The sequence below is a fragment of the Pseudomonas sp. S2_H01 genome (assembly GCF_054668305.1).
This window is the reverse complement of record NZ_CP162756.1, coordinates 3,238,116-3,263,674: the sequence shown is the minus strand read 5'-3', so window position 1 is coordinate 3,263,674 and position 25,559 is coordinate 3,238,116. Positions and strand designations below refer to the sequence as shown.

Below are 25,559 nucleotides of genomic sequence, written 5' to 3'. Positions count from 1 at the left end.
AATCACATGAAACGTTTGACGCTTCTGACCGCCGCACTGGCGTTGTCGGGCCTGGCCAACTTCGCCCAGGCAAAAACCCTGGAAACCGTCGCATCCTTCACGGTCATCGCCGACATGGTGCACAACGTGGGCGGCGATCACGTCCACGTCACCTCGCTGATCGGGCCCAATGGCGACCCACATGTCTATGAGCCGACACCCAATGACGCGCAGGCCTTGAAGAAAGCCGACGTGGTGTTCGTCAGCGGTCTGCATCTGGAAGGCTGGCTGGACCGCCTGATCACGGCGTCCGGTTACAAGGGCGAACCGGTGGTGCTGTCCAACGGAATCATGACCCGCAGCATGGAAGAAGACGGGAAGAAAATCACCGACCCGCATGCCTGGAATAGCGCGGTAAACGGCATCGTCTACGTCAGAAATATCATCAAAGCACTGCAGAAAGCCGACCCGGAAAATGCGGCTGACTACAAGGCAAATGGCGACAAGTACATCGCGCAATTGCAGGACATGGACGCCTACGCACGTGCGCAGATCAACGCCATCCCGGTCGCGCAGCGCAAGGTGCTGACTTCTCACGATGCCTTTGGCTATTTCGGTCACGCCTACGGCGTGACCTTCCTGTCGCCGCTGGGTTTTTCGACGGAAACCGAAGCGTCAGCCGCTGATGTCGGCAAGTTGATCACTCAGATCAAGCATGAACATGTCAGCGCTTACTTCTTCGAGAACTCCGGCGACCCGCGCCTGGTGCAGCAGATCGCAAAAGCCAGCGGCGCGCACCCGGGCGGTGAGTTGTACGTGGAGTCGTTGTCGCCTGCCGACGGCCCGGCACCCACCTACGTGAAGATGTTTCGCTACAACGTGGACAAATTAACGGCGGCGATGAAAGGGCAGTAATGACCGGGATGATTGCTGCATCACTGAACCGAAATGATCATCTCTCTCTGTCACGGCGCAATCTTTAACGGTGGGAGCGAATTCATTCGCGAGGCGGCGGTACAGCCGATAAAGCTGTGTCGGCCGAACTATTTTTCGCGAATGAATTCGCTCCCACAGGTTGTTCCGCGCAAAGTCAGCACGCCCAAGACGCTTCGCTGTCAGCCTCAATCCCGTATTTCTCGATCACTTGAACGGCAACATCAGCCGCCAACGTCCCCTCCTCCACCAACGCGGTCACGGCCGCGAGGACGATGTGATACCGGTCGACTTCGAAGAAACCCCGCAACTGCGCCCGGGTGTCGCTGCGGCCAAAACCGTCAGTGCCCAGTACCGTGTAATCACTCGTCACGTAAGACCCGATCAGTTGCGGCAGCGCTCGCACGTAGTCCGATGCGGCAATCACAGGGGCGCCTTTGGGCAGACACTCATCCAGATGACTCGCGCGCTTCTCATGCTGAGGATGCAGGCGGTTCCAGCGCTCGACCTCACGTGACTCTCGCGCCAGCTCGGTGAAGCTGGTGACGCTCCAGATTTCGCTGTCGATCTGCCAGTCCTGCGCCAGCAACTCAGCGGCTGCAATCACCTCACGCAGTATCGTGCCTGACCCCATCAGGCGCACTTTGCCTCGGGCGCTGCCGGCTGCCCGGTGACCGAAACGGTACATGCCGCGAATGATCGATGACTCAACCCCTTCCAAAAGCGAAGGCTGAGCGTAGTTTTCATTCATCAGCGTGACGTAGTAGAACTCATCGACATCGTGCTCCAGCATCTGGCGCATGCCGTGATCAAGGATGACCGCAAACTCGCCGGCGAACGCAGGATCGTAAGCACGGCAATTCGGTACGGTAGAGGCCATCAGGTGACTGGAGCCGTCCTGATGCTGCAAGCCCTCACCGCCCAGCGTGGTTCGGCCTGCCGTGGCGCCCAGCAAGAATCCACGCGCACGCTGATCGGCTGCGGCCCAGATCAGATCGCCGACACGCTGAAAGCCGAACATGGAGTAATAGATATAAAACGGCAGCATGCGCAGGCCATGAGCGGAGTAACTGGTGGCCGCCGCCACCCACGAACTGATCGCCCCGGCCTCGCTGATGCCCTCTTCCAGAATCTGGCCGTTGGTGGCCTCGCGATAACTCAGAATCGACCCGATGTCCTCAGGCTCGTAACGCTGGCCGACGCTGGAGTAAATCCCGATCTGCTTGAACAGATTCGCCATGCCGAATGTGCGGGCCTCGTCCGCCACGATGGGCACCACGCGCGGACCGAGCTGTTTATCCTTGAGCAGGTTGCCGAGCATCCGCACGAACGCCATCGTGGTCGACATCTCCTTGCCACTCGCCTGCGTAGCGAAACTGGCCCAGGATTCCCGCGCCGGCACCGCAATGCTTGACGCGACGCTGCTACGGCTGGGCATCGACCCGCCCAAGGCTTGACGGCGCTGCTGCAGATAACGCATTTCTGCGCTGTGGCGCTCGGGCTTGATAAAGCTCAGGCCCTCGGCCTGATCGTCAGTCAGCGGCAAATTGAAGCGGTCGCGGAAGTTGATCAGCGCTTCACGATCCAGTTTTTTCTGCTGGTGCGTGGTCATCTTGCCTTGCCCGGCCTCCCCCATGCCGAAGCCCTTCTTGGTCTGCGCAAGAATCACGGTCGGACGGCCTTTGTGCCGAGTGGCAGCGCTATAAGCGGCAAAGATTTTAACCAGGTCATGGCCGCCACGCTTGAGCCGATCGATCTGCTCGTCAGTCAGGCCTTGGGCCAGTTGACGCAGTGCCTCGTTCTGACCAAAGAAATGCTCGCGGTTATACCCACCGTCCTTGGCCGCGAAGGTCTGGAACTGACCGTCAACGGTCTGCGACAGCGCGCGGACCAGTGAGCCATCGTGATCCCGGGCAAACAGAGCGTCCCAGTCAGAACCCCAGACCAGCTTGATCACATTCCAGCCCGCCCCGCTGAACAACGCCTCGAGCTCATCGATGATCCGACCGTTGCCTCGCACCGGCCCGTCCAGACGCTGCAGGTTGCAGTTGACCACCCATGTCAGGTTGTCGAGCCCTTCACGCGCTGCCAGGGTCAGCGCGGACATGCTTTCCGGCTCATCCATCTCACCGTCGCCGAAGACGCCCCAGACATGCCGGGTCGAGGTGTCCTGCAAACCGCGGTGCTGCAGATAGCGCATGAACCGCGCCTGATAAATCGAGCTGATCGGGCCAATGCCCATGGAGCCAGTGGGGAACTGCCAGAAGTCAGGCATCAGCCAGGGGTGTGGATAACTTGAGAGACCGCGAGCACCGGCTTTCACCGCTCCGATCTCCTGGCGATAGTGCGTCAGATCTTCCTCGCTCAAGCGTCCTTCGAGAAACGCCCGCGCATAAATGCCTGGCGCCGAATGCGGCTGATAAAACACCAGATCGCCGCCATGTTGATCACCCTTGGCACGGAAGAAATGGTTGAAGCCTACTTCGAACAAATCAGCGGCGCTGGCATAGCTGGCGATGTGTCCACCCAGTTCGCCGTAAGCCTGGTTGGCGCGCACCACCATGGCCAGGGCGTTCCAGCGCATCAATGATGCCAGACGCTCCTCAATGGCCAGATCGCCCGGAAACGCCGGTTGCTGGGCCACACCAATCGTATTGATGTACGGCGTTCCAAATGCAGGCTGCCAGCCGATTTTCGGATCACGCGCCAATTGCGCCAACCTGTCGAGAATTTCGCGCGCTCGCTCGGGGCCTGCGTTATCCACAAGCGACATCAGCGCTTCCTGCCACTCACTCATTTCCAACTGATCGTGATGGCTTCGCGCGGCCTCGGCTGCGGAAATACTGGAATCGAAATGGCTCATGGACACCTCCCGTTGATTAAGGAAAAGTCTATGCTTCAGCGTGCAGATTTAATGACCGATCTGAGCAAAAGGATTGCCATTCAACGGCATAAAACGCTTTAAAAAAGGAAAATTGAAGCACGATGAACTTCGACAGCATTGACCTGAAAATCCTTCGCGAGCTGCAACGAGACAGCAGTCTGTCCAACGTTGAACTCGCCAAACGCGTACACCTGTCACCCTCACCCTGCCTGGCACGTGTCAAAGCGCTGGAAGCCTCCGGCTGCATTCGCGAATACGTTGCACTGCTGGCGCCCGAACATCTGGGGCTGCGGCTGAACGTGTTCATCTCCATCAGCCTGAAAGAGCAAAGCCGCGAAGCGCTGCAGAATTTCGAGCGCCGGGTCTGCGAGTGCGAAGAAGTGATGGAGTGCTACCTGATGACCGGCGACGCGGACTATTTGCTGCGCGTGGTGATGGCCGACATGCAGGCCCTCGAACATTTCATCATCGAACGCCTGTCGCCCATGCCAGAGGTGGAGAAGATCCGCTCCAGCCTTTCGCTCAAACAGGTACGTTACAAAACCGCTCTGCCGCTGCGGCCTTGATGCCAATGAACCGGGCGATGCTGCATCTGTCGAACCGGACGCCGGTCCGGCGGGTCAATGCCTGTATGCTGGCGCACCCGACAGCCGCCAGCATTGATGAAAAGGAAGCTCAATGACCGCCCTCTCTTTCGCGCCGTTTCAAGACCTCGCTGACAAGCTGATCCCCCACACGGTGGCCGAAAAAGTCGATGGTTCTCACGACGTCTCGCACCTGCACCGGGTCTGGAGCAACGTCTGCGCGATCCGCGACAAGGAAGGCGGCGATCATCAAGCGTTGCTCGCCGCAACCCTGCTGCATGACTGCGTGGCCGTGGAAAAGAACTCGCCGTTTCGCGCCAGTGCGTCACGCCTTGCGGCGGCGAAAGCCACCGAGTTGCTGGCGCAAATGGGTTGGGACGAAGCGCGCACGCAAGCGGTCGCACACGCCATCGAATGCCACAGCTTCTCGGCCAATATTACGCCTACTACGCTGGAAGCCAGAATCCTTCAGGACGCCGACCGTCTTGATGCGATCGGTATGGTCGGCGTGGCCCGGCTGTTCTATGTTTCCGGCCGCATGGGCAGCCAGCTCTACGACGCTCACGACCCACAGGCACGACATCGCGAACTGGACGACAAGCGCTTCGCCGTGGATCACTTCAAGACCAAGATCTTCACCCTGGCTCAGGGCTTTCAAACGGCAACGGGCAAGCAGATGGCGCAGGTGAGGCATGAGCGCGCACAGCGTTTTTTGCAGGAATTCATGGATGAGATCGGGGCCTGAGCTGACTACCTAAGGCAGAAGACATTTCGATCAGAGCGAGATCTCTGAAGGTTCATGCGTCTTCAGCCAGTCCACCAGCGCAGCGTTCATTCGCGTTTGCCAGCCCGGGCCGGAGGCTTTGAATTGTTGAACAACTTCGTGCTCAAGACGAATCGTGATGCGCTCGCGCACAATCGAAGACTTTGGCCGTCCTCGTTTGACCCGCTGTTCACCTTGATACTCATCCGCTTGTTCAAAAAAAGCGTCTGAAAGTTCAGGAGCATCGTCCGGATCAACCCAGGCGGTGCCGATAGAGGTTTTGTTCGCGCTCATTGGCTTTCCTCATGGAAATGATGCGGCGAGCCGCGCCGCGCGGTGTCCAGACCAGAACGACCAAACGCTCCAGCAGCATCCCTACTGTGATGAAGCGGCGCCCGCCATAGTCATGCCGCACATCCTCTGCGGTCAGATGCCTACCCGCAAACACAGCATTTGCATCGGCAAAATCAAGACCACGTTCGAGCAGTGTTTTGTCGCGCTTAACGATGTCGAAGATTATCTGGATCGAATTATTGTATGTACAGAAAATAATCTAACAATGGCTTGGACAGAGGTTCAGAAAGATCCCACAACCTACGCTGAAAAAGCCTGAATAGAGCCTTGTGGCTTTCACAGCCGCACCGTTCATCGGATCGCCCTCAAAACACAACAATTCTGAAACATTTCTTTTTCGATGTCACAAAGACATCACGGAACGTCTCTATAACCAAGTCTCCGGTGTATTCGATGGGATTGGTTGCTGTGAAAAGGTTTTTCCGTGGTTTAGTCCGTCCTTCTTCCAGGCCTGCTTTTTTGCGGCGCTTTCGGATTGCTCAGCGGCTGGTGCTGTGTTTTAGCGTGACCGCCCTGTTGCTGGTCGCGCTCGGTGTGTTTTGTCTGCTGCAGATGCAAAACATCCGGGACCAGGGTGAGGCGGTGGAAAGCGGTTCGCTGCCGAGTATCGCCATGGCGGATGCTATTGCCATCGACCTGATCAAGCTGCGCGGGGAAAGCGCGCGTCTGATCGCCAATGCTGACGATCCTGGCGCGGTGGTGACCAGCAAGATCAACATCGAGCAGTTGAAGAACGAGGTCGAGAAAAGCTTCAGCGATTACCTGGCTCATGCCACGGACAACACCGAACGCGACTCCATCAAAGCCCTGCAAGAGGCTTACGCGGCGTTCATGCCAGGGTTGCATGACGAGACAAGCTTGATCGAGCAGCGCAAGCTCGACGACGCGCGCATGCTGCTCAACACCACCCTGAGCATGCAGGGCGACTTGATGGACATGCAGGTTCAATTGCTCCGAGAGCTGAACAAGCAAAGCGCCGCGGCGGCCGTCGATGCCGGCGGCGCGCGTTTCCATCAGACCCGCATCATCGCGGTCAGCGCCATCGTTGTCGCGTTGGTGCTGACGCTGCTACTGGCTTGGCGCCTGAGCGTGAGCATCATCGGCCCTCTGCGCCAATCCCTGCAGATCGCCCGCACGATTGCCGAAGGCGACCTGAGTCCGCAGCCCATTCCGGAAGGCAAGGACGAAACCGCGCAGCTGCTGAAGATGCTCGGCCAAATGCGCAGCAATCTACACGGTACCATCGATCAAATTTACGCCGCCGCCAGCCAGCTGAGTCAGTCGGTACAGGAAATGGGCGCCATCGCCGACGCGAGTGCAAAAAACCTGCAGCTGCAAAACGATGAAATCGAACAGGCGGCCGTGGCGGTCAACCAGATGAGTCAGGCGGCCGTAGAGGTTGCCGATAACGCCAGCAACACGTCGAACGAATCCAAAGCCTCGAACGAAGCCGCCGCCGAAGGGCGCTTGCGCCTGACCGGAACCATCGATTCAATCAAGGAACTGACTGACAACGTCCTCGATTCTTCGCATCAGGCCGATGGTCTTGCCGAGCGCACCTTGAGCATCAGCAAGATCCTCGAAGTCATTCGCGCCATCGCCAATCAGACCAATCTGCTGGCGCTGAACGCCGCCATCGAAGCCGCTCGCGCGGGTGAAGCGGGTCGCGGCTTCGCCGTCGTGGCTGACGAGGTGCGATCACTGGCCCAACGCACCAGCGCCTCGACCACCGAGATCGAAAGCCTGATCAACGATGTTCAAAAAAGCACTCAGGAGACCGCCGAAACCCTGCGCGTGACCGCCTCTCAGGCCAGCCAGACGCTGGAGCAGGCCGCAGCCACCAGTCAGGCGTTGACGGTGATCATCAGTTCGACGTCGACCATCAGTGATCGTAATGTCCTGATCGCCAGTGCCGCCGAGCAGCAGGCAGCGGTCGCCAACGAAGTGGATCGCAACCTGAGCAGCATTCGTGATCTGTCGACACAATCGGCGTCGGGCGCCCAGCAAACGACCGTGGCCAGCAACGCCTTGGCCATGCTCGCCACGGACCTGAACACGATGGTGCAGCGGTTCGTATTGTAGACCGAGCTAGCCACACTGCAGGAGCGCGCTTGCCCGCGATTGCATCGCGGTCCGGCGACATCCGTGTCACTGCCACACCGCAGTGCGGGCAAACGCGCTCCTGCACGATCCGTACAAACGTCGAACACACTTCGTCACAGCCAGACGCGACGACCTCGCAAATCACTCACCCAATGGACGCAACCGATATTGCGGCGGCAGTTGTTCAAAACCGCTGATCGTCGCGTTCAGGCTCTTCCAGCGACCGTCCTTGATGCCATAGATGCAACCATGGATCGACAGTTTCTGTCCGCGATGCCAGGCGTTCTGCACGATGCTGGTGTGACCAACGTTGGCCACTTGCTGAATAACGTTTAGCTCGCACAGGCGGTCGACTTGTTCTTCTTCGGTCGGCAGTTTGCTCAACAGCTCGCGGTTCTCGTAGTACAGATCACGAATCGTCCGCAGCCAGCCGTCAATCAGGCCGAACTGGCGGTCCTGCATGGACGCGCGCACGCCGCCACAGCCGTAGTGGCCGGTGACCAGAATATGTTTGACCTTGAGCACATCGACCGCGTACTGGATCACCGACAGGCAGTTCAGGTCAGTGTGCAGCACGACGTTGGCGACGTTGCGGTGGACGAACAGATCGCCCGGCAGCATGCCCACGATTTCATTGGCGGGGACACGAGCGTCTGAACAACCGATCCAGAGGAATTCCGGCGTCTGTTGGCGAGCCAGTTTGGCGAAGAACTCGGGGTCCTCTTCCTTGATGGCAGCAGCCCAACGTTCGTTGTTGTCGATCAAGTCTTGTAGTTCGTTCATGCGTTGATGCCTCGGAAATGATGCTCAGCTATGACTGGGGCTCGGCGCTTCAGGTCACTCCGTTTTGCCACTACCGATCGAGAACCGGAGGGAATCTTCAACGTGCGTCCCGGTCCACCCAATTAAGACCGCACACAATGAGGATTTGCCATGAACGATTCACGCCGACCTTACGGTGCTACGCAGCCCGAACCGATCGATGACAACGAAGACCGCATGGGCTCGATGGAAGAGCTCAACTTCAACGACAGTAACGAGCCCAGCGGACGTATTGGTGACATGATCCCCGAGGATGAGCTGGAAACCTATATTCCCGACGAACGTGTCCGCGAAGCAGGGATGACCGGCGCATCGACCGACGATCACAACTCGACCGACGATGACATGAGCCCGGAAATTCTGATCGGCGAAGACGGCGCGCGCTCTCCCCGAGAGAGAGGAGAAGACGGACCGGCAGACTTTGATTTGAGTATTGTCGACGAAGATGAAATCGGCGCGGGCGGCGGTCTGGACGAAGAAGAAATGGCGATTCTGGATCCGCTGGATGGCAAGCCGGGCGTGTGATATCCAATCTCAAGGAATGACAACGTTTGTAACTGTGGGAGCGAATTCATTCGCGATACGTTCACGCATCCAATGCATCTCTATCTATACACGTCTATCGGATGCTATACACGTCTATCGGATGCACGAATGTTCGCGAATGAATTCGCTCCCGCAGTGTTGGCGCAGGGCGAAATCAGTCAACCAGCGTACACGCCATCACGAGCGCATCTTCGCGCCCGCCAACCGCCGGGTAATAGTCTCGACGGCGGCCCACTTCGTTGAAGCCATAACGCTCGTACAGCCGATAGGCCGACTGGTTACTGGCTCGCAGCTCCAGGAAACACTCACGACCGTTGAGCTCATAAGCGCGCTTCATCAACTTGTCCAGCAACAGCAACCCCAAACCACGGCCCTGGCTTTCAGGCTTGACGGTGATGTTGAGCAGATGAGCTTCATCGATAATGACATTGATCACGCCATGGCCGACTTGCTGATTGCCCTCGAACATCAACCAGATTTCGTAGGATTTCAGACCATCGAGAAAAATTCCGCGCGTCCAAGGGTGACTGAATGCTGCGTATTCAATCTTCAATACCGCTTCCAGATCGGCTTCGGTCATGCGGCGAAACGTTACGGCATCACTCATTTACGCTCTTCCAACGCCCCATCAGCTTACGCATGGCGCGCCACACGTCGGCCTTGCGCTGAGGCTCGTCCATCAACAGTTCCAGACCCGGCAGCGCCCAGGCCGAACCCAGGCCTTCGACCTGGAATTCTAAATTGTAGGATTCGGCGTCGGCCTCACCGGCAAAACGCACCGCTGGCAGCCCGATCAGCCACAAACAGGTGCAAGGTTCTTCTTCGGTGCGGGCGTAGAGAAACCCTTGAACAAAGTCGCGTGCGGCTTCCGGCCCTTGATCCATCTGTCCACGGACCAGCAACGGCCAACGCACCGGCTCGCCGATAATCTGCGGACTGTCCGGCAGCCCGGCAGCCCGCAACATGTCTTTGAGCAGAAGATACGAAGGATCACGACTCTGAAACGGCTCGCCGGTTGCCAGCTCGACCAGCAACAGGCACTTGCCAGCGCGCAGCAATTGCAGCGCGAAGCGTGGCGGCGGCACAACTGGAGCCTTGGCGACGGCTGGAGCAGCGTCTTCGTCTTTATCAGCCTTGGCAACCGTCGGCTTAACAGCGGCGGATGGCCGGGGAATCTCGATTTTCGGCCGCTCGACCGTACGCGCAACCGGCGCCGGGCTGCTGGCAGCAGGCGTCTGGCTTGCCTGCGAGACACCGGCCGAACGCACGTCCTCCACGGCGGCGTCTTCGAACACCGGCAATGGCGCAAGCAGCTCCGGACGCGAAGGCGCGGCAAAGGGCAGTTCGGTGCGCGGCAGCCAGCTGACCACCTGCATGGCGGTCAGATAAGCGCGGCGGCGAGGCTCGTTGAGCAAGGGACAGCCACCTGTGGATAAAGTCAGGAGGGGGATTCTACAGACCTTCGACGAATCACGCCGCAGTTGATCGACTGAGGGTGAAAACCATCGGCTGCGATGCAGTACAATTGCCGCTTTTATTTGCCAACCAGCGGCCATCCGATGATCGAACCTAAGCGCGTCCTGCGCGCCCTTGCCGAACACTGGGCGCTTCTTGAGCCACTGTGCGAGCATTTCGACCAAGGCACCTTGAGCCTGAGCGAACTGCGTCTGCAACTGGCCGCCCAGCAACTGGAAAGCACGCCACAGGACATCACCAACCTGCTGGATGTGTGGATTCGTCTCGACATTCTGGTTCCCGTGGCCAAGAGCCCGAACCGTTTCGAGCTGAACGCGCAGATCCACGACTTTCTGTCATACCTGCGACGCGAACACCGCTTGGGCCTGTGCCTGGAAATCGAAGCCTATTTGCGCCATCTGGAGCGCCTGGCCGGCTATATCCAGGAAGCCTTTGAAGCGCGCGATGCCAACGACCTCGCCCGGCAACTGCGCCTGCTCGACATGCGCGTGCGCGACGTCCTGAAAAAGCTGGCGAACGACGAGCAGGCGTTGGTCGCTGTGGCCGAACGCGCCAAGACCAGCGACCGGCAAATCCCGCTGCGCCAGCGCTATGCAGAGGTCCTCGCGACGTGGGACGAATACGTCGAGCCGATGATTCAACTGGTAAACGCTGACGGCGCGTTCGAACAAGGCGTACGCAAGGTAGAGAACGTGCTGCTGCGCATGCTCACCGATCAGCAGCGCCTCGGCCATCTGGTTGACGACGACATGCTGCTGCGCACCCACGCGCGCATCCTTGAAATGCAGACCAGCGCTCAACTGACGTTGCGTCACGCGCGTGAACTGTTGCTACCGCTGCGTGAGGAAGCCCGTCGCCACAATGCCGTGACTCGGGGTGCAGCGCTCGCGTTGTCGGCCATTCGCCGCAAAGGCATCGACGCCGTGCCGCAGGCAGCCATGCCGATGTTCACGCGTCCGCAGAGCACCTTCCTCGGCAGCGCCAACCAGGTCGAAGCCTACGTCTACGCCCTGGCGCGGTTTGAAGCCAAACCGGCGCGATTCCCCAAGGCCAGCGTGACCCGTAAAGGTGAGCGTCCTCAAGCGCCACGCACGGTCAAGGAGATGGTCGAGCGGTGCGAAGAAGCCCTGCCGATGCCGGACCTGATGGTCTGGCTGCTGGAGCAGGAGCCGACCGGCGCAACCGACGAATTGCTGTACTGGTTCTCGCGCCTGTCGCGGGAAAAACGCTTCAAACGCGAGCGCCTCGAACGCCGCGAATACCTGACCCAGGAGCACCGCGTCAGCCTGCGCTCCTTCGCCCTGCTCTCGAGCAAAGACGCAACCCCAGAGAATTCCGAGGGCACCGCCCATGCATCTTGATCTATCCGAAATGTCCCAGCTCGCGCCGATCTTTCGCGAGCTGTTCAAGGGTTATCACATCAGCCGCCGTGATCCGGAGCTGTACGCCCAACTGTCGAACGCCCAGGACCAATACCGCACGCTGTTCAAGGCGCTCGGTTTCGAGCTGGTCTGCGACACCCGCGGCTTCTATTACTTCGTACCCGACCTGGCCGCCGCACAAGTCAACAAGACCGCGCAACGCCTGGCGCTCTTCACGTTCATCCTTGTCGAGCACCTGGCTGACCAGGGTCGCGACCCGGTCGCCGTTCTGGACGGTGGCAGCCTGGGCCGTGATGAACTCCCGTCGCTGCTGGAAAAGTACCGCGACCTGTTTCTTCAGGCCGAGGTGCAGACCCAGGAAGAGCTGGAAGAGAAAATCATGCGCCGCATGACTCAACTCGGCTTCGCCTCCGAAGAAGTGGGCATCTACCGCTTCCTGCCGCCGATGCACCGCTTCCTTGATGTCTGCCTGTCGGTCCAGCAGGACCGGGATCTGGCCGCCAGTCTGCACAGCGATCTGCCGTTGCCGACGCCGGTGTTGATCGACGATGACAGCGACGAAAAACTGCTGCAGACCGACGACCCGCTGGATCTGGCCGAGTTTGAGGAAACAGAAGAATCCGAAGAGCAGGCCCTTGCCCGCGCGATCGCCGAAGAACAGGAGCTTGATGCATGAGCCAGGAACGCTACGGCATCCGCCGATTCGCCCTGCTGAACACGGCCGGTTACAGCCTCGGGCTGTTTCCGCTGGAACACCCGCTGTCGGTCTATGGCGCAAACAACCTTGGCAAGAGTGCCTCGATCAACGCGCTGCAATTCCCGATTCTGGCGCGCATGTCGGACATGAGCTTCGGCAAGTACAGCCTTGATCAGTCGCGCCGCTTTTACTTCGCGACAGACACCAGCTACATCTTGGTGGAAGTTGCGCTGCCTCACGGCCCGCACGTGATCGGCGTGGTCGGTCGCGGCCCGGGTGGCGGTTTCGGTCACCAGTTCTTCGCCTATGCCGGCAAACTGGATCTGGCCCATTACCAGAAGAACGACACCTGCCTGCGCCAGAAAGAACTGTTTGCCAATCTGGAAAGCCAGGGCCTGAAAGCCTACGAGCTTAAACCTGATGAACTGCGTCGCTTGCTGGTTGGCGGTCACACGTCGATCCCTCTGGACCTGACCCTGATCCCGCTGCGCTCGACCAGTGAGCAGAGCCTGAAGACATTCCGCGCGCTGTTCATCAACTTGCTGCACATGCGCGAAATCACTGCCGCCAAACTCAAGCAGCTGTTTCTCGATGCGTTCGAACACAGCCTGCGTTCCGGCAGCGTCGACTACATTGCCGCGTGTGAAGAGGCCTTCCGCGATGTCCGTCGCATGGAACAGGACTACAACGCCCTGGTGCTCGCAGGCCCCCTGGTTGAAGCGCTGGCCAACGGCGTAAAACAGCGCGACATCTTGCGCGGCAAGCTGCATCGTCTGTCGCCGCTGCTCGATTCGTTGCTCGGCACTTGGCAGGACTACTCCAACGCACGTAAGGAAGAGCTGGTCATCCAGGCCGAGCACTACCGCGGCGAACAAGACGCGCTGCAAAACGATCAGCGTGGCGGTACTCAGGAACTGATGCGCCTGGAGCGCGAGATCAGCAACATCCAGCGCTGGATCGGCGAACTGGCGGTGTTGAAGAATCGTTTCGCGCTGGTCGACGACGTTAAAACGCTTGAACAACAGCTGCTGGCTGCCAAAGATGCGCACGATGAACTGGCGGGTGCACTGGCTCAGTCTCGTCAGTTCAGCGCGGAAGATCTGGACGAGCGCCTGCGCGATCTGGAAAAGCGCCTGAAGTCGGTGAAGCAGCAACTCGATCACGCCGACAACAACAGCTATGCCCGTCTTCGTGAAGAGTTTTCGCAACCCGACGTCGAACGTTTGATGCGCCTGTTCAACAGCGCACTGTTCAGCCTGCCGCTGGGTGAACAAGGTATCGCACTGGACGACGGCGAAGCGTGGGTCAAATCACTGGAAGCGATTCTCGACGGCTTCAAAGGCGAGCGTTTCGAAGTGCCGGGGCTGTCGATCAACCTGTCCCACATCGAACCACCCGCCTTGCAGGCACTGGCTGACCGCGCGGCATTGCGCGATCAGAAAGAACGTCTGGAGAAAGAACTCAAGCAGCTGAAAACCCAGCAAGCGGTGGCGGCTGACCGTGCTGCGAGCAAGACTCAGACTGAAGCGCTGTATCAACAGGTGCTGGACGCCCAGAAGGCGCTTGAAGACTTCCGCCGCACCCAGACCTTGACGGCAGAGGAAGGCGAGAAGCTGGAGCAACTGGCGCAGATGGAAGCCGCTCAAGACGAACTCAAGCGTTCCAGCGATGCTTTCACCGAGCGCGTCCAACAACTGTCGGCCAAGCTGCAATTGGTCGGCCGTCAGATTGGTGATCTCGAATCCAAACAACGCACGCTGGACGACGCCCTGCGGCGCCGTCAGCTGCTGCCGACGGATCTGCCTTTCGGCACGCCGTTCATGGAGCCCGTGGACGATTCGCTGGATAACTTGCTGCCGTTGCTCAATGACTACCAGGACAGCTGGCAAGGTCTGCTGCGCTGCGACGGTCAGATTGAAGCGCTGTACGCGCAGGTTCGTCTGAAAGGTGTGGCCAAGTTCGACAGCGAAGACGACATGGAGCGCCGTCTGCAACTGTTGATCAACGCGTATGCGCACCGCACCGATGAAGCCCTGACACTGGGCAAGGCTCGTCGTGCTGCCGTCACCGACATTGCGCGTACGCTGCGAAACATTCGCAGCGACTATGACAGTCTTGAACACCAACTGGCATTGTTTAACCGCGAGATCAACCGACGTCAGGTTTCCAACCTCGAAAGCTTCCGCATCGTGCTCGCGCCGAACAAAGAAGCGCTCAAGCACATCGATCAGATCATTCACAGCGCCGGTCAGTATGAAGAAGGTGAAACGCTGTCAGTGTTCGACCTGAGCCAGAGCGCAGAGCAAGACAACAAGAACGAGGAGGCCAAGGAATACCTGGCGCGTCTCGTGGCCGCGAATCATAACCAGTTGGGCCTGAAAGACCTGTTCGAGTTGGCGTTCGAAATCACCAAGGTGAACAGCCAGCCGGTTATCCACACCGACATCGACGGTGCGGCGTCCAACGGGACGACCATGACCATCAAGGCGCTGACCAACATGTACCTGTTGTTGCACCTGATGGACCGTGACCAGGCCGGTCGCGTTCGCCTGCCTTACTACCTGGACGAAGCCGCTGACATTGACGAAAGAAACCAGGCGGCGTTGCTGGAGACAAGCCTGCAGCTGGGCTTCGTACCCATCTTGGCGAGCGTGAAGCCTCAAGTGTCGGCGCATGTCGCGATCGACCTTGAAGGCGGCAGTGGCCCAGCGGGTATCTACATTGACGAGGCGGACTGGAAGTACATTCGTCGTCGTGACGAAGTGACAGCAGTGAAAGCCGTTGAAGTGGCCGTAGAGGCTGCGCAATAAGCTGAACTGAGTTGGACAAAAAGCCCCGCAGAGATGCGGGGCTTTTTTGTGCGTGCCTTTTTAGTCGAACTTGGGCGTACGGAGAGTTGAACACCTGTCATCCGGCATAGCGAATGGGATCATCACGACGGTAGGACGCCAAACCCAGAGCGCTATACAGGGGCCTTTAGGAGGGAGCTCACTGGCGACCAATCCTTATGGGCTCTCAAGCTTTTCCGGGCGCAAAAACAAAACCCCATCTGCTTTCGCAAATGGGGTTTTGGAATTTAATCTTGACGATGACCTACTCTCACATGGGGAAACCCCACACTACCATCGGCGATGCATCGTTTCACTGCTGAGTTCGGGATGGGATCAGGTGGTTCCAACGCTCTATGGTCGTCAAGAAATTCGGGTACTGACTCGTGACCGTAAGGCCTCGCTTCAGCAAATCGGGTATGTGATCAGGTGTCTTGCCTGTGTCCTGCAAACTTTCGGTGCGTGTCGTCTTCACAGTCACCGCAATCTGTGCTCATCGAGTCGCAGATTGCTTGGGTGTTATATGGTCAAGCCTCACGGGCAATTAGTATTGGTTAGCTCAACGCCTCACAGCGCTTACACACCCAACCTATCAACGTCGTAGTCTTCGACGGCCCTTCAGGGAACTCAAGGTTCCAGTGAGATCTCATCTTGAGGCAAGTTTCCCGCTTAGATGCTTTCAGCGGTTATCTTTTCCGAACATAGCTACCCGGCAATGCCACTGGCGTGACAACCGGAACACCAGAGGTTCGTCCACTCCGGTCCTCTCGTACTAGGAGCAGCCCCTCTCAAATCTCAAACGTCCACGGCAGATAGGGACCGAACTGTCTCACGACGTTCTAAACCCAGCTCGCGTACCACTTTAAATGGCGAACAGCCATACCCTTGGGACCGGCTTCAGCCCCAGGATGTGATGAGCCGACATCGAGGTGCCAAACACCGCCGTCGATATGAACTCTTGGGCGGTATCAGCCTGTTATCCCCGGAGTACCTTTTATCCGTTGAGCGATGGCCCTTCCATACAGAACCACCGGATCACTAAGACCTACTTTCGTACCTGCTCGACGTGTCTGTCTCGCAGTCAAGCGCGCTTTTGCCTTTATACTCTACGACCGATTTCCGACCGGTCTGAGCGCACCTTCGTACTCCTCCGTTACTCTTTAGGAGGAGACCGCCCCAGTCAAACTACCCACCATACACTGTCCTCGATCCGGATAACGGACCTGAGTTAGAACCTCAAAGTTGCCAGGGTGGTATTTCAAGGATGGCTCCACGCGAACTGGCGTCCACGCTTCAAAGCCTCCCACCTATCCTACACAAGCAAATTCAAAGTCCAGTGCAAAGCTATAGTAAAGGTTCACGGGGTCTTTCCGTCTAGCCGCGGATACACTGCATCTTCACAGCGATTTCAATTTCACTGAGTCTCGGGTGGAGACAGCGCCGCCATCGTTACGCCATTCGTGCAGGTCGGAACTTACCCGACAAGGAATTTCGCTACCTTAGGACCGTTATAGTTACGGCCGCCGTTTACCGGGGCTTCGATCAAGAGCTTCGCGTTAGCTAACCCCATCAATTAACCTTCCGGCACCGGGCAGGCGTCACACCCTATACGTCCACTTTCGTGTTTGCAGAGTGCTGTGTTTTTAATAAACAGTCGCAGCGGCCTGGTATCTTCGACCGGCATGAGCTTACGGAGCAAGTCCTTCACCCTCACCGGCGCACCTTCTCCCGAAGTTACGGTGCCATTTTGCCTAGTTCCTTCACCCGAGTTCTCTCAAGCGCCTTGGTATTCTCTACCCAACCACCTGTGTCGGTTTGGGGTACGGTTCCTGGTTACCTGAAGCTTAGAAGCTTTTCTTGGAAGCATGGCATCAACCACTTCGTGTTCTAAAGAACACTCGTCATCAGCTCTCGGCCTTAGAATCCCGGATTTACCTAAGATTCCAGCCTACCACCTTAAACCTGGACAACCAACGCCAGGCTGGCCTAGCCTTCTCCGTCCCTCCATCGCAATAACCAGAAGTACAGGAATATTAACCTGTTTTCCATCGACTACGCTTTTCAGCCTCGCCTTAGGGACCGACTAACCCTGCGTCGATTAACGTTGCGCAGGAAACCTTGGTCTTTCGGCGTGGGTGTTTTTCACACCCATTGTCGTTACTCATGTCAGCATTCGCACTTCTGATACCTCCAGCAAGCTTCTCAACTCACCTTCACAGGCTTACAGAACGCTCCTCTACCGCATCATCAAAAGATGATACCCGTAGCTTCGGTGCATGGTTTGAGCCCCGTTACATCTTCCGCGCAGGCCGACTCGACTAGTGAGCTATTACGCTTTCTTTAAAGGGTGGCTGCTTCTAAGCCAACCTCCTAGCTGTCTAAGCCTTCCCACATCGTTTCCCACTTAACCATGACTTTGGGACCTTAGCTGACGGTCTGGGTTGTTTCCCTTTTCACGACGGACGTTAGCACCCGCCGTGTGTCTCCCATGCTCGGCACTTGTAGGTATTCGGAGTTTGCATCGGTTTGGTAAGTCGGGATGACCCCCTAGCCGAAACAGTGCTCTACCCCCTACAGTGATACATGAGGCGCTACCTAAATAGCTTTCGAGGAGAACCAGCTATCTCCGAGCTTGATTAGCCTTTCACTCCGATCCACAGGTCATCCGCTAACTTTTCAACGGTAGTCGGTTCGGTCCTCCAGTCAGTGTTACCTAACCTTCAACCTGCCCATGGATAGATCGCCCGGTTTCGGGTCTATTCCCAGCGACTAGACGCCCTATTAAGACTCGCTTTCGCTACGCCTCCCCTATTCGGTTAAGCTCGCCACTGAAAATAAGTCGCTGACCCATTATACAAAAGGTACGCAGTCACCCAACAAAGTGGGCTCCCACTGCTTGTACGCATACGGTTTCAGGATCTATTTCACTCCGCTCTCCGCGGTTCTTTTCGCCTTTCCCTCACGGTACTGGTTCACTATCGGTCAGTCAGTAGTATTTAGCCTTGGAGGATGGTCCCCCCATGTTCAGACAAGGTTTCTCGTGCCCCGTCCTACTCGATTTCATTGACAAGAGATTTTCGCGTACAGGGCTATCACCCACTATGGCCGCACTTTCCAGAGCGTTCCGCTAATCTCAAATCAACTTAAGGGCTGGTCCCCGTTCGCTCGCCACTACTAAGGGAATCTCGGTTGATTTCTTTTCCTCAGGGTACTTAGATGTTTCAGTTCCCCTGGTTCGCCTCTTACGCCTATGTATTCAGCGTAAGATAACTGTCTTATGACAGCTGGGTTCCCCCATTCAGACATCTCCGGATCACAGTCTGTTTGCCGACTCCCCGAAGCTTTTCGCAGGCTACCACGTCTTTCATCGCCTCTGACTGCCAAGGCATCCACCGTATGCGCTTCTTCACTTGACCATATAACCCCAAGCAATCTGGTTATACTGTGAAGACGACATTCGCCGAAAGTTTGCATTTCACAAACTTTACCTTAGCCTGAATGAACACCAGTGAAAGTGCCATCCAGTCTATCTTTCTATCACATACCCAAATTTTTAAAGAACGATTCTGACAAAGATCAGAAATCAACATTTAGCCTTCAACCGAAGGAAATGCTCATTTCTAAGCTTTCGCGGACAACTGCCTGTACCCAACTACTGCGGTAATGGTGGAGCCAAGCGGGATCGAACCGCTGACCTCCTGCGTGCAAGGCAGGCGCTCTCCCAGCTGAGCTATGGCCCCGTATCGCTACAGGGTGCACCGGTAATTGGTGGGTCTGGGCAGATTCGAACTGCCGACCTCACCCTTATCAGGGGTGCGCTCTAACCAACTGAGCTACAGACCCAATCGTCTTCTTCAATGAATCAAGCAATTCGTGTGGGAACTTGCGAAGAAGCTGAGTCTTCGATTAAGGAGGTGATCCAGCCGCAGGTTCCCCTACGGCTACCTTGTTACGACTTCACCCCAGTCATGAATCACACCGTGGTAACCGTCCCCCCGAAGGTTAGACTAGCTACTTCTGGTGCAACCCACTCCCATGGTGTGACGGGCGGTGTGTACAAGGCCCGGGAACGTATTCACCGCGACATTCTGATTCGCGATTACTAGCGATTCCGACTTCACGCAGTCGAGTTGCAGACTGCGATCCGGACTACGATCGGTTTTGTGGGATTAGCTCCACCTCGCGGCTTGGCAACCCTCTGTACCGACCATTGTAGCACGTGTGTAGCCCAGGCCGTAAGGGCCATGATGACTTGACGTCATCCCCACCTTCCTCCGGTTTGTCACCGGCAGTCTCCTTAGAGTGCCCACCATAACGTGCTGGTAACTAAGGACAAGGGTTGCGCTCGTTACGGGACTTAACCCAACATCTCACGACACGAGCTGACGACAGCCATGCAGCACCTGTCTCAATGTTCCCGAAGGCACCGATCCATCTCTGGAAAGTTCATTGGATGTCAAGGCCTGGTAAGGTTCTTCGCGTTGCTTCGAATTAAACCACATGCTCCACCGCTTGTGCGGGCCCCCGTCAATTCATTTGAGTTTTAACCTTGCGGCCGTACTCCCCAGGCGGTCAACTTAATGCGTTAGCTGCGCCACTAAGAGTTCAAGACTCCCAACGGCTAGTTGACATCGTTTACGGCGTGGACTACCAGGGTATCTAATCCTGTTTGCTCCCCACGCTTTCGCACCTCAGTGTCAGTATGAGCCCAGGTGGTCGCCTTCGCCACTGGTGTTCCTTCCTATATCTACGCATTTCACCGCTACACAGGAAATTCCACCACCCTCTGCCCTACTCTAGCTTGCCAGTTTTGGATGCAGTTCCCAGGTTGAGCCCGGGGATTTCACATTCAACTTAACAAACCACCTACGCGCGCTTTACGCCCAGTAATTCCGATTAACGCTTGCACCCTCTGTATTACCGCGGCTGCTGGCACAGAGTTAGCCGGTGCTTATTCTGTCGGTAACGTCAAAACACTAACGTATTAGGTTAATGCCCTTCCTCCCAACTTAAAGTGCTTTACAATCCGAAGACCTTCTTCACACACGCGGCATGGCTGGATCAGGCTTTCGCCCATTGTCCAATATTCCCCACTGCTGCCTCCCGTAGGAGTCTGGACCGTGTCTCAGTTCCAGTGTGACTGATCATCCTCTCAGACCAGTTACGGATCGTCGCCTTGGTGAGCCATTACCTCACCAACTAGCTAATCCGACCTAGGCTCATCTGATAGCGTGAGGTCCGAAGATCCCCCACTTTCTCCCGTAGGACGTATGCGGTATTAGCGTCCCTTTCGAGACGTTGTCCCCCACTACCAGGCAGATTCCTAGGCATTACTCACCCGTCCGCCGCTGAATCAGGGAGCAAGCTCCCTTCATCCGCTCGACTTGCATGTGTTAGGCCTGCCGCCAGCGTTCAATCTGAGCCATGATCAAACTCTTCAGTTCAATACTGCAATTAGGTTTTGAGAAAACCTTATAAACTTGGCTCAGCAATCGTTGGTTAAACCATGATTTCTCGTGGAGCAACATGCGATGCTGATAATCAGTTGACTTCAGTCTTACAGCGCAAGCACCCACACGAATTGCTTGATTCAGTTGTTAAAGAGCGGTTGGTTAAGAGCTTTTCGTCTCAACCGAGGCGCGCATTCTACAGCGTCCTCTGTATCTGTCAAGCGGTTATTTTAAGAAGTTTTCAAAGTTTCCTTTGCAACTTCAACCACTTGCGCTTCGTTCGACTTACCGTCTCACGTCAGCGGGAGGCGAATTCTACAGCGTTACAACCTGCTGTCAACTCCTTTCTCACCGCTGTCGATTCAAGCATCTGAACCGAAGCGCTTCCTCGCTGCTTACTTCGTCCAACTCATTGATTCTCAAGAAGTTTTCCGTTTCGTCTGCGCCGGAAGTGGGGCGAATTATAGAGACATTCAGAGGAGCGTCAAGCACTTATTTAAACTTTCGTTACCGCGCCTGCTTTTCTCCCCGTCCGACGTGGGATTCGCCGAGCAATTGCGGGGATTCTAAGCATCAACAGGAAAGCGCCAATGCCGGCATATAGCGCCCACTCCTTTAGATCAGCCCTGACAATCCACAACATATGCAGCAATCCCAGCCCAAGGACGGCATAGCTAAGCCGATGAAGCTTCTTCCATCGCGCGCCCAATCGGCGTTGGCTGTAGCGATTGGAGGTCACTGCCAATGCCAGCAAACAAAGGAAACCCAAACTCCCCACAATAATGTATGGGCGTTTGACCAACTCAACGCCGAGCTGAGCCCAGTCGAATCCCAGGATAAAGAACCCGTACGCCAGCATGTGCACCACCACGCAGGCAAAACACCACAAACCCAGCTGACGGCGAACAGCTACCCAGCCCGGCCACCCGCTCACACGCTGCAGAGGTGTCATGGCCAACGTGATCAAGAGCAACACGAGCGTGCCCAGGCCAAAACGATCCACCAGCACCTTACCGGGATCGGGTCCAAGGTCGAGCAACCACGCCTGGCGCAGCCACACGATAGGCGGAATACAAATCGCAATGAAGACAGACAGACGCCAGAACGGATAACGCATCAATAGTTTTTCCGAAGATCCATACCCGTATAGAGAGAGGCCACCTGCTCTCCATACCCGTTGAACATCTCTGTCTGCCGAATGTTGGGACTGAACAGCCCGCTCGGCAAACGCCGCTCATGGGCTTGAGTCCAGCGCGGGTGATCGACAGTCGGGTTCACATTGGCATAGAAGCCGTATTCATTTGCCGCGATGCTTTGCCACGTGGTTTTCGGCTGCTGGCTCACCAGGCTGATGCGCACAATCGATTTCACACTCTTGAAGCCGTATTTCCATGGCACGACCAGGCGCAACGGCGCGCCGTTCTGGTTTGGCAGTTCACGTCCATACATGCCCACCGCCAGAATGGCCAGTGGATTCATCGCTTCGTCCAGTCGCAGGCCTTCCACGTAAGGCCAATCGATCAATGCAAAACCGGATCGCTGCCCCGGCATCGTCTTCGGGTCTTGCAGCGTTTCGAAGCGAATGTATTTTGCATTGGCAGTCGGCTCTACCTGTTTGAGCAGCGCGGAAATCGGAAAGCCCATCCACGGGATAACCATCGACCAGGCCTCGACACAACGCAATCGGTAAAGACGCTCTTCCAACTGATAAGGCTTCATGAAGTCCTCAAGCGCATAGCGCCCGGGTTTGCCAACCTCCCCGTCGATCACCACACTCCAAGGCTCGGTCTTGAGTGAACCGGCATTTTGCGCCGGGTCGCCCTTATCGGTGCCGAACTCATAGAAGTTGTTGTAATGGGTCGCATCCTTGAACGGGGTGATCGCTTCGCCCTTGACCGTCATGGCCTGCCATTGCGTGGTGGGGAGCTTGTCTTTGAACCAGCCAGGGGCCGCACCCGGTTCAACATCGGCATACTGCGATGCATCACTGGCCTCGGACCAACGCGGCAACGCGCCGACAGCCAGCCCGGCAAGCGAGCCTCCCAGCAGAGAGCGACGAGAGAGATAGAAGGATTCTGGTGTGACATCCGACTCTTTGCAGTCAGACGCGGAAGGGGATTTGATCAGCATGTTGACTCCGCAGCGATGGAGAACTGAAGCACCTATGCTGCGGAGTATGCGGGAAATGACGCCGTTCGGACTACTTGTGCCGACGCAGGCGCAACAGATATTGAATCGGACCTGATGCTGCGTAGCCGAGGAATATCAGCAGCAGAATGCGCGGTGGATCGCTGAATACGACGGCAAAGACCAACACCACCGCCAGAATCGCAACAAAAGGCACACGCCCTTTCAAGTCCAGCTCCTTGAAGCTGTTGTACTTGATGTTACTGACCATCAGCATGCCCGCCGCAGCGACCAGCAGAGCGACCAGGAAAGACAGCTTGGAGCCCTGGATGCCGTAGTCGCTAAATGCCCACACGGTTCCGGCTACCACGCCAGCTGCAGCGGGACTGGCCAGACCAATGAAATAGCGCTTGTCGGCTTTGCCCACTTGCGTATTGAATCGCGCCAAGCGGAGCGCAGCGCCCGCCACATAGATGAAGGCGACCATCCAGCCGACTTTGCCCATGTCACCCAACGCCCAACCGAACGCCAACAGCGCCGGCGCCACACCGAAGGCAACCATGTCGGACAGCGAGTCGTACTCGGCACCGAACGCGCTTTGGGTATTGGTCATGCGGGCGACACGACCATCAAGCCCGTCGAGCACCATGGCCACGAAGATGGCGATGGCCGCAAAGGCGAAATACTTGCTCGCCCCTACCTGATCACCCGCACTCATCGCACTTTGAGCACTCATCGCGCTGATGATGGCGTAGAAACCGGCAAACAGGTTTGCCGTGGTGAAGAGGTTCGGCAGCAGATAAATGCCGCGATGCCTGACCTTGCGGCCCTCGGCGTCGTGGCCCTCTTCTATATGTTCATCGATCGGTAGCAGGCTTTCGGCGTCAGAGGCCTTGTTCGGCTCTTCGGGACGTTCGCTCATGGACAATACCTTGCAGCTATGAGATTTCGACAGATGCTTGCGGCGACGTCGCGCCGACAAACGATGCAGCTTTATACCAGATGAGCCCCCAGAACGAAAAAACGCGACCCTGAGGTCGCGTTCTTCGTTAACCGGAACCCGATTTCTACAATCTTAGTTCTTGGTCTGGTCCACGATTTTGTTCTTCGCGATCCAAGGCATCATCGAGCGCAGTTGCTCGCCGATGACTTCGATGCCGTGAGCCTTGTTGTTGCGGCGCTTGGCGGTCATCGATGCGTAGTTGCTTGCGCCTTCGGCGATGAACATCTTCGCGTATTCGCCGTCCTGGATGCGCTTCAGAGCATTGCGCATGGCCTGACGGGATTCAGCGTTGATGACTTCAGGACCGGTCACGTACTCGCCGTATTCGGCGTTGTTGGAGATCGAGTAGTTCATGTTGGCGATACCGCCCTCGTACATGAGGTCGACGATCAGCTTCAGTTCGTGCAGGCACTCGAAGTAAGCCATTTCTGGCGCGTAGCCCGCTTCGACCAGGGTTTCGAAACCGGCTTTGACCAGCTCGACGGTACCGCCACACAGTACGGCTTGTTCGCCGAACAGGTCAGTTTCGGTTTCGTCTTTGAACGTGGTTTCGATGATGCCGGTACGGCCGCCGCCAACGCCCGAAGCGTAGGACAGCGCAACGTTTTTGGCATTGCCGGAAGCGTCCTGGTAAACAGCGATCAGGTCAGGGATGCCGCCGCCTTTGACGAATTCGGTACGGACGGTGTGACCTGGCGCTTTTGGCGCGATCATGATCACGTCCAGGTCAGCACGTGGCACAACCTGGTTGTAGTGGATAGCGAAACCGTGGGAGAAAGCCAGGGTGGCGCCTTTCTTGATGTTCGGCTCGATTTCGTTCTTGTACAGCTGGGACTGGAATTCGTCCGGGGTCAGGATCATGACCAGGTCAGCAGCGGCAACGGCGGAAGCAACGTCAGTCACTTTCAGGCCGTGGGCTTCAGCCTTGGCGACAGTAGCCGAACCTTTACGCAGACCAACAGTGACATCAACGCCGGAGTCTTTCAGGTTGCACGCCTGAGCGTGGCCTTGAGAACCGTAACCGATGATGGCCACTTTCTTGCCCTGGATGATCGAAAGGTCGCAGTCTTTGTCGTAATAAACTTTCATGAAATTCCCCTGTTATCTCGGCCGTTCAGGCCATTCGCAAAATTAGGTTAGATGCTCAGTACTTTGTCGCCGCGGGCAATGCCCGTGACGCCGCTGCGTACTGTTTCCAGGATGGCACTGGTGCCGATCGCCTGGATGAAGCTGTCCAGTTTGTCGCTCGTCCCTGCCAGTTGCACCGTGTAGACACTGCTGGAAACATCAACGATCTGGCCTCGGAAGATGTCCGTGGTGCGTTTGATTTCCGCACGTTGTGCACCGGTAGCCTTGACCTTGATCAGCATCAGCTCGCGCTCGATATGGGCACTTTCCGACAGATCGACCAGCTTGACCACTTCAACCAGCTTGTTGAGGTTCTTGGTGATCTGCTCGATCACCTCATCGTGACCGACGGTGGTCAGCGTCAGACGCGACAGGGTCGGGTCCTCGGTCGGCGCCACAGTCAGGCTTTCGATGTTGTAGTTACGCTGAGAAAACAGACCGACGACACGAGACAAGGCACCCGGTTCGTTTTCCAGCAATAGCGAAATGATGTGCCGCAT

19 protein-coding genes, 2 tRNA genes, 3 rRNA genes and 1 pseudogene are annotated in these 25,559 nt (G+C 57.0%); 9 read left to right on the top strand and 16 right to left on the bottom strand.

Going from position 1 to position 25,559, the window contains the following annotated elements:
- Nucleotides 1-6: 6 nt before the first annotated feature.
- On the top strand, nucleotides 7-894 hold the full coding sequence (locus AB4N84_RS14540; protein WP_460046827.1) for a metal ABC transporter substrate-binding protein: 888 nt from the start codon (nucleotides 7-9) through the stop codon (nucleotides 892-894).
- A 175-nt stretch (nucleotides 895-1,069) separates the two neighbouring features.
- Here the strand turns inward: AB4N84_RS14540 and mdeB are convergent, their stop codons facing one another.
- Complete coding sequence (gene mdeB / locus AB4N84_RS14535; protein ID WP_460046826.1) at nucleotides 1,070-3,775, bottom strand: alpha-ketoglutarate dehydrogenase; 2,706 nt, start codon at nucleotides 3,773-3,775, stop codon at nucleotides 1,070-1,072.
- Between the two features lie 122 nt (nucleotides 3,776-3,897).
- Between mdeB and AB4N84_RS14530 the strand changes: the two genes are divergently transcribed.
- Nucleotides 3,898-4,362 (top strand): Lrp/AsnC family transcriptional regulator, encoded by a 465-nt coding sequence (locus AB4N84_RS14530; protein WP_074759287.1) that lies wholly within the window; start codon nucleotides 3,898-3,900, stop codon nucleotides 4,360-4,362.
- Between the two features lie 112 nt (nucleotides 4,363-4,474).
- A complete protein-coding gene (locus AB4N84_RS14525) occupies nucleotides 4,475-5,125 on the top strand; it encodes an HD domain-containing protein (RefSeq protein ID WP_460046825.1) in 651 nt (216 codons plus the stop codon).
- A gap of 30 nt (nucleotides 5,126-5,155) precedes the next feature.
- On the opposite strand, the gene AB4N84_RS14520 is transcribed toward AB4N84_RS14525, so the two are convergent.
- Both AB4N84_RS14520 and AB4N84_RS14515 read right to left on the bottom strand, forming a co-directional pair.
- Complete coding sequence (locus AB4N84_RS14520; protein ID WP_074759284.1) at nucleotides 5,156-5,437, bottom strand: BrnA antitoxin family protein; 282 nt, start codon at nucleotides 5,435-5,437, stop codon at nucleotides 5,156-5,158.
- Entirely contained in the window at nucleotides 5,397-5,630 is a 234-nt protein-coding gene (locus AB4N84_RS14515) for a BrnT family toxin (RefSeq protein WP_460047026.1), read from the bottom strand. Before AB4N84_RS14515 ends, AB4N84_RS14520 begins: the two co-directional genes overlap by 41 nt.
- A gap of 260 nt (nucleotides 5,631-5,890) precedes the next feature.
- Between AB4N84_RS14515 and AB4N84_RS14510 the strand changes: the two are divergent.
- Together AB4N84_RS14510 and AB4N84_RS14505 are read left to right on the top strand one after the other, a co-directional pair.
- A pseudogene (locus tag AB4N84_RS14510) lies at nucleotides 5,891-6,673 on the top strand (MCP four helix bundle domain-containing protein); the annotation flags it as partial.
- A 30-nt stretch (nucleotides 6,674-6,703) separates the two neighbouring features.
- Complete coding sequence (locus tag AB4N84_RS14505) at nucleotides 6,704-7,579, top strand: methyl-accepting chemotaxis protein (RefSeq protein ID WP_460047025.1); 876 nt, start codon at nucleotides 6,704-6,706, stop codon at nucleotides 7,577-7,579.
- 162 nt (nucleotides 7,580-7,741) lie between these two features.
- On the opposite strand, the gene can is transcribed toward AB4N84_RS14505, so the two are convergent.
- Nucleotides 7,742-8,383, bottom strand: a complete 642-nt coding sequence (gene can, locus AB4N84_RS14500) for a carbonate dehydratase (RefSeq protein ID WP_074759280.1) — start codon at nucleotides 8,381-8,383, stop codon at nucleotides 7,742-7,744.
- A 150-nt stretch (nucleotides 8,384-8,533) separates the two neighbouring features.
- On the opposite strand from can, the gene AB4N84_RS14495 reads away from it, so the two are divergent.
- The gene (locus tag AB4N84_RS14495) at nucleotides 8,534-8,947 is read left to right on the top strand and encodes a serine kinase/phosphatase (protein ID WP_460046824.1); all 414 of its coding nucleotides are present in this window, start codon (nucleotides 8,534-8,536) and stop codon (nucleotides 8,945-8,947) included.
- Between the two features lie 175 nt (nucleotides 8,948-9,122).
- Here AB4N84_RS14495 and rimI read toward each other — a convergent pair whose 3' ends face one another.
- Nucleotides 9,123-9,575 carry a ribosomal protein S18-alanine N-acetyltransferase gene (gene rimI / locus AB4N84_RS14490; protein WP_460046822.1) on the bottom strand — a complete coding sequence of 151 codons (453 nt, stop codon included), beginning with the start codon at nucleotides 9,573-9,575 and terminating at the stop codon, nucleotides 9,123-9,125.
- Nucleotides 9,568-10,383 (bottom strand): energy transducer TonB, encoded by an 816-nt coding sequence (locus tag AB4N84_RS14485; protein WP_460046820.1) that lies wholly within the window; start codon nucleotides 10,381-10,383, stop codon nucleotides 9,568-9,570. Before AB4N84_RS14485 ends, rimI begins: the two co-directional genes overlap by 8 nt.
- 144 nt (nucleotides 10,384-10,527) lie before the next feature.
- Here AB4N84_RS14485 and mksB point away from each other — a divergent pair, with 144 nt between their 5' ends.
- Genes mksB through mksF form a run of 3 tightly spaced genes read left to right on the top strand, consistent with a single transcriptional unit; the run spans nucleotide 10,528 to nucleotide 15,333 of the window.
- Nucleotides 10,528-11,805 (top strand): Mks condensin complex protein MksB, encoded by a 1,278-nt coding sequence (mksB, locus tag AB4N84_RS14480; RefSeq protein WP_074759314.1) that lies wholly within the window; start codon nucleotides 10,528-10,530, stop codon nucleotides 11,803-11,805.
- Nucleotides 11,795-12,502: an Mks condensin complex protein MksE gene (gene mksE / locus AB4N84_RS14475; RefSeq protein ID WP_460046818.1), complete on the top strand. Its 708-nt coding sequence runs from the start codon at nucleotides 11,795-11,797 to the stop codon at nucleotides 12,500-12,502. Before mksB ends, mksE begins: the two co-directional genes overlap by 11 nt.
- A complete protein-coding gene (mksF, locus tag AB4N84_RS14470) occupies nucleotides 12,499-15,333 on the top strand; it encodes an Mks condensin complex protein MksF (protein ID WP_074759270.1) in 2,835 nt (944 codons plus the stop codon). The genes mksE and mksF overlap by 4 nt, the downstream gene beginning before the upstream one ends.
- Before the next feature lie 270 nt (nucleotides 15,334-15,603).
- On the opposite strand, the gene rrf is transcribed toward mksF, so the two are convergent.
- The 10 genes from rrf to ilvN form a co-directional block, all read right to left on the bottom strand.
- Nucleotides 15,604-15,719, bottom strand: a 5S ribosomal RNA gene (gene rrf / locus AB4N84_RS14465).
- A 155-nt stretch (nucleotides 15,720-15,874) separates the two neighbouring features.
- A 23S ribosomal RNA gene (locus AB4N84_RS14460) occupies nucleotides 15,875-18,767 on the bottom strand.
- A gap of 248 nt (nucleotides 18,768-19,015) precedes the next feature.
- Nucleotides 19,016-19,091 (bottom strand) — tRNA-Ala (locus tag AB4N84_RS14455).
- A gap of 26 nt (nucleotides 19,092-19,117) precedes the next feature.
- Nucleotides 19,118-19,194 (bottom strand) — tRNA-Ile (locus AB4N84_RS14450).
- A 64-nt stretch (nucleotides 19,195-19,258) separates the two neighbouring features.
- A 16S ribosomal RNA gene (locus tag AB4N84_RS14445) occupies nucleotides 19,259-20,795 on the bottom strand.
- Together the 16S, 23S and 5S rRNA genes with 2 tRNA genes alongside form the textbook arrangement of a ribosomal RNA operon.
- Nucleotides 20,796-21,297: 502 nt before the next feature.
- Complete coding sequence (msrQ, locus tag AB4N84_RS14440; RefSeq protein ID WP_460046817.1) at nucleotides 21,298-21,918, bottom strand: protein-methionine-sulfoxide reductase heme-binding subunit MsrQ; 621 nt, start codon at nucleotides 21,916-21,918, stop codon at nucleotides 21,298-21,300.
- Entirely contained in the window at nucleotides 21,918-22,931 is a 1,014-nt protein-coding gene (msrP, locus tag AB4N84_RS14435) for a protein-methionine-sulfoxide reductase catalytic subunit MsrP (protein ID WP_460046816.1), read from the bottom strand. Before msrP ends, msrQ begins: the two co-directional genes overlap by 1 nt.
- 70 nt (nucleotides 22,932-23,001) lie before the next feature.
- Complete coding sequence (gene pssA / locus AB4N84_RS14430; protein ID WP_074759257.1) at nucleotides 23,002-23,850, bottom strand: CDP-diacylglycerol--serine O-phosphatidyltransferase; 849 nt, start codon at nucleotides 23,848-23,850, stop codon at nucleotides 23,002-23,004.
- 153 nt (nucleotides 23,851-24,003) lie between these two features.
- A complete protein-coding gene (ilvC, locus tag AB4N84_RS14425) occupies nucleotides 24,004-25,020 on the bottom strand; it encodes a ketol-acid reductoisomerase (protein WP_074759255.1) in 1,017 nt (338 codons plus the stop codon).
- A 47-nt stretch (nucleotides 25,021-25,067) separates the two neighbouring features.
- Nucleotides 25,068-25,559, bottom strand: coding sequence for an acetolactate synthase small subunit (ilvN, locus tag AB4N84_RS14420; protein ID WP_062385123.1), 492 nt, complete (start codon nucleotides 25,557-25,559; stop codon nucleotides 25,068-25,070).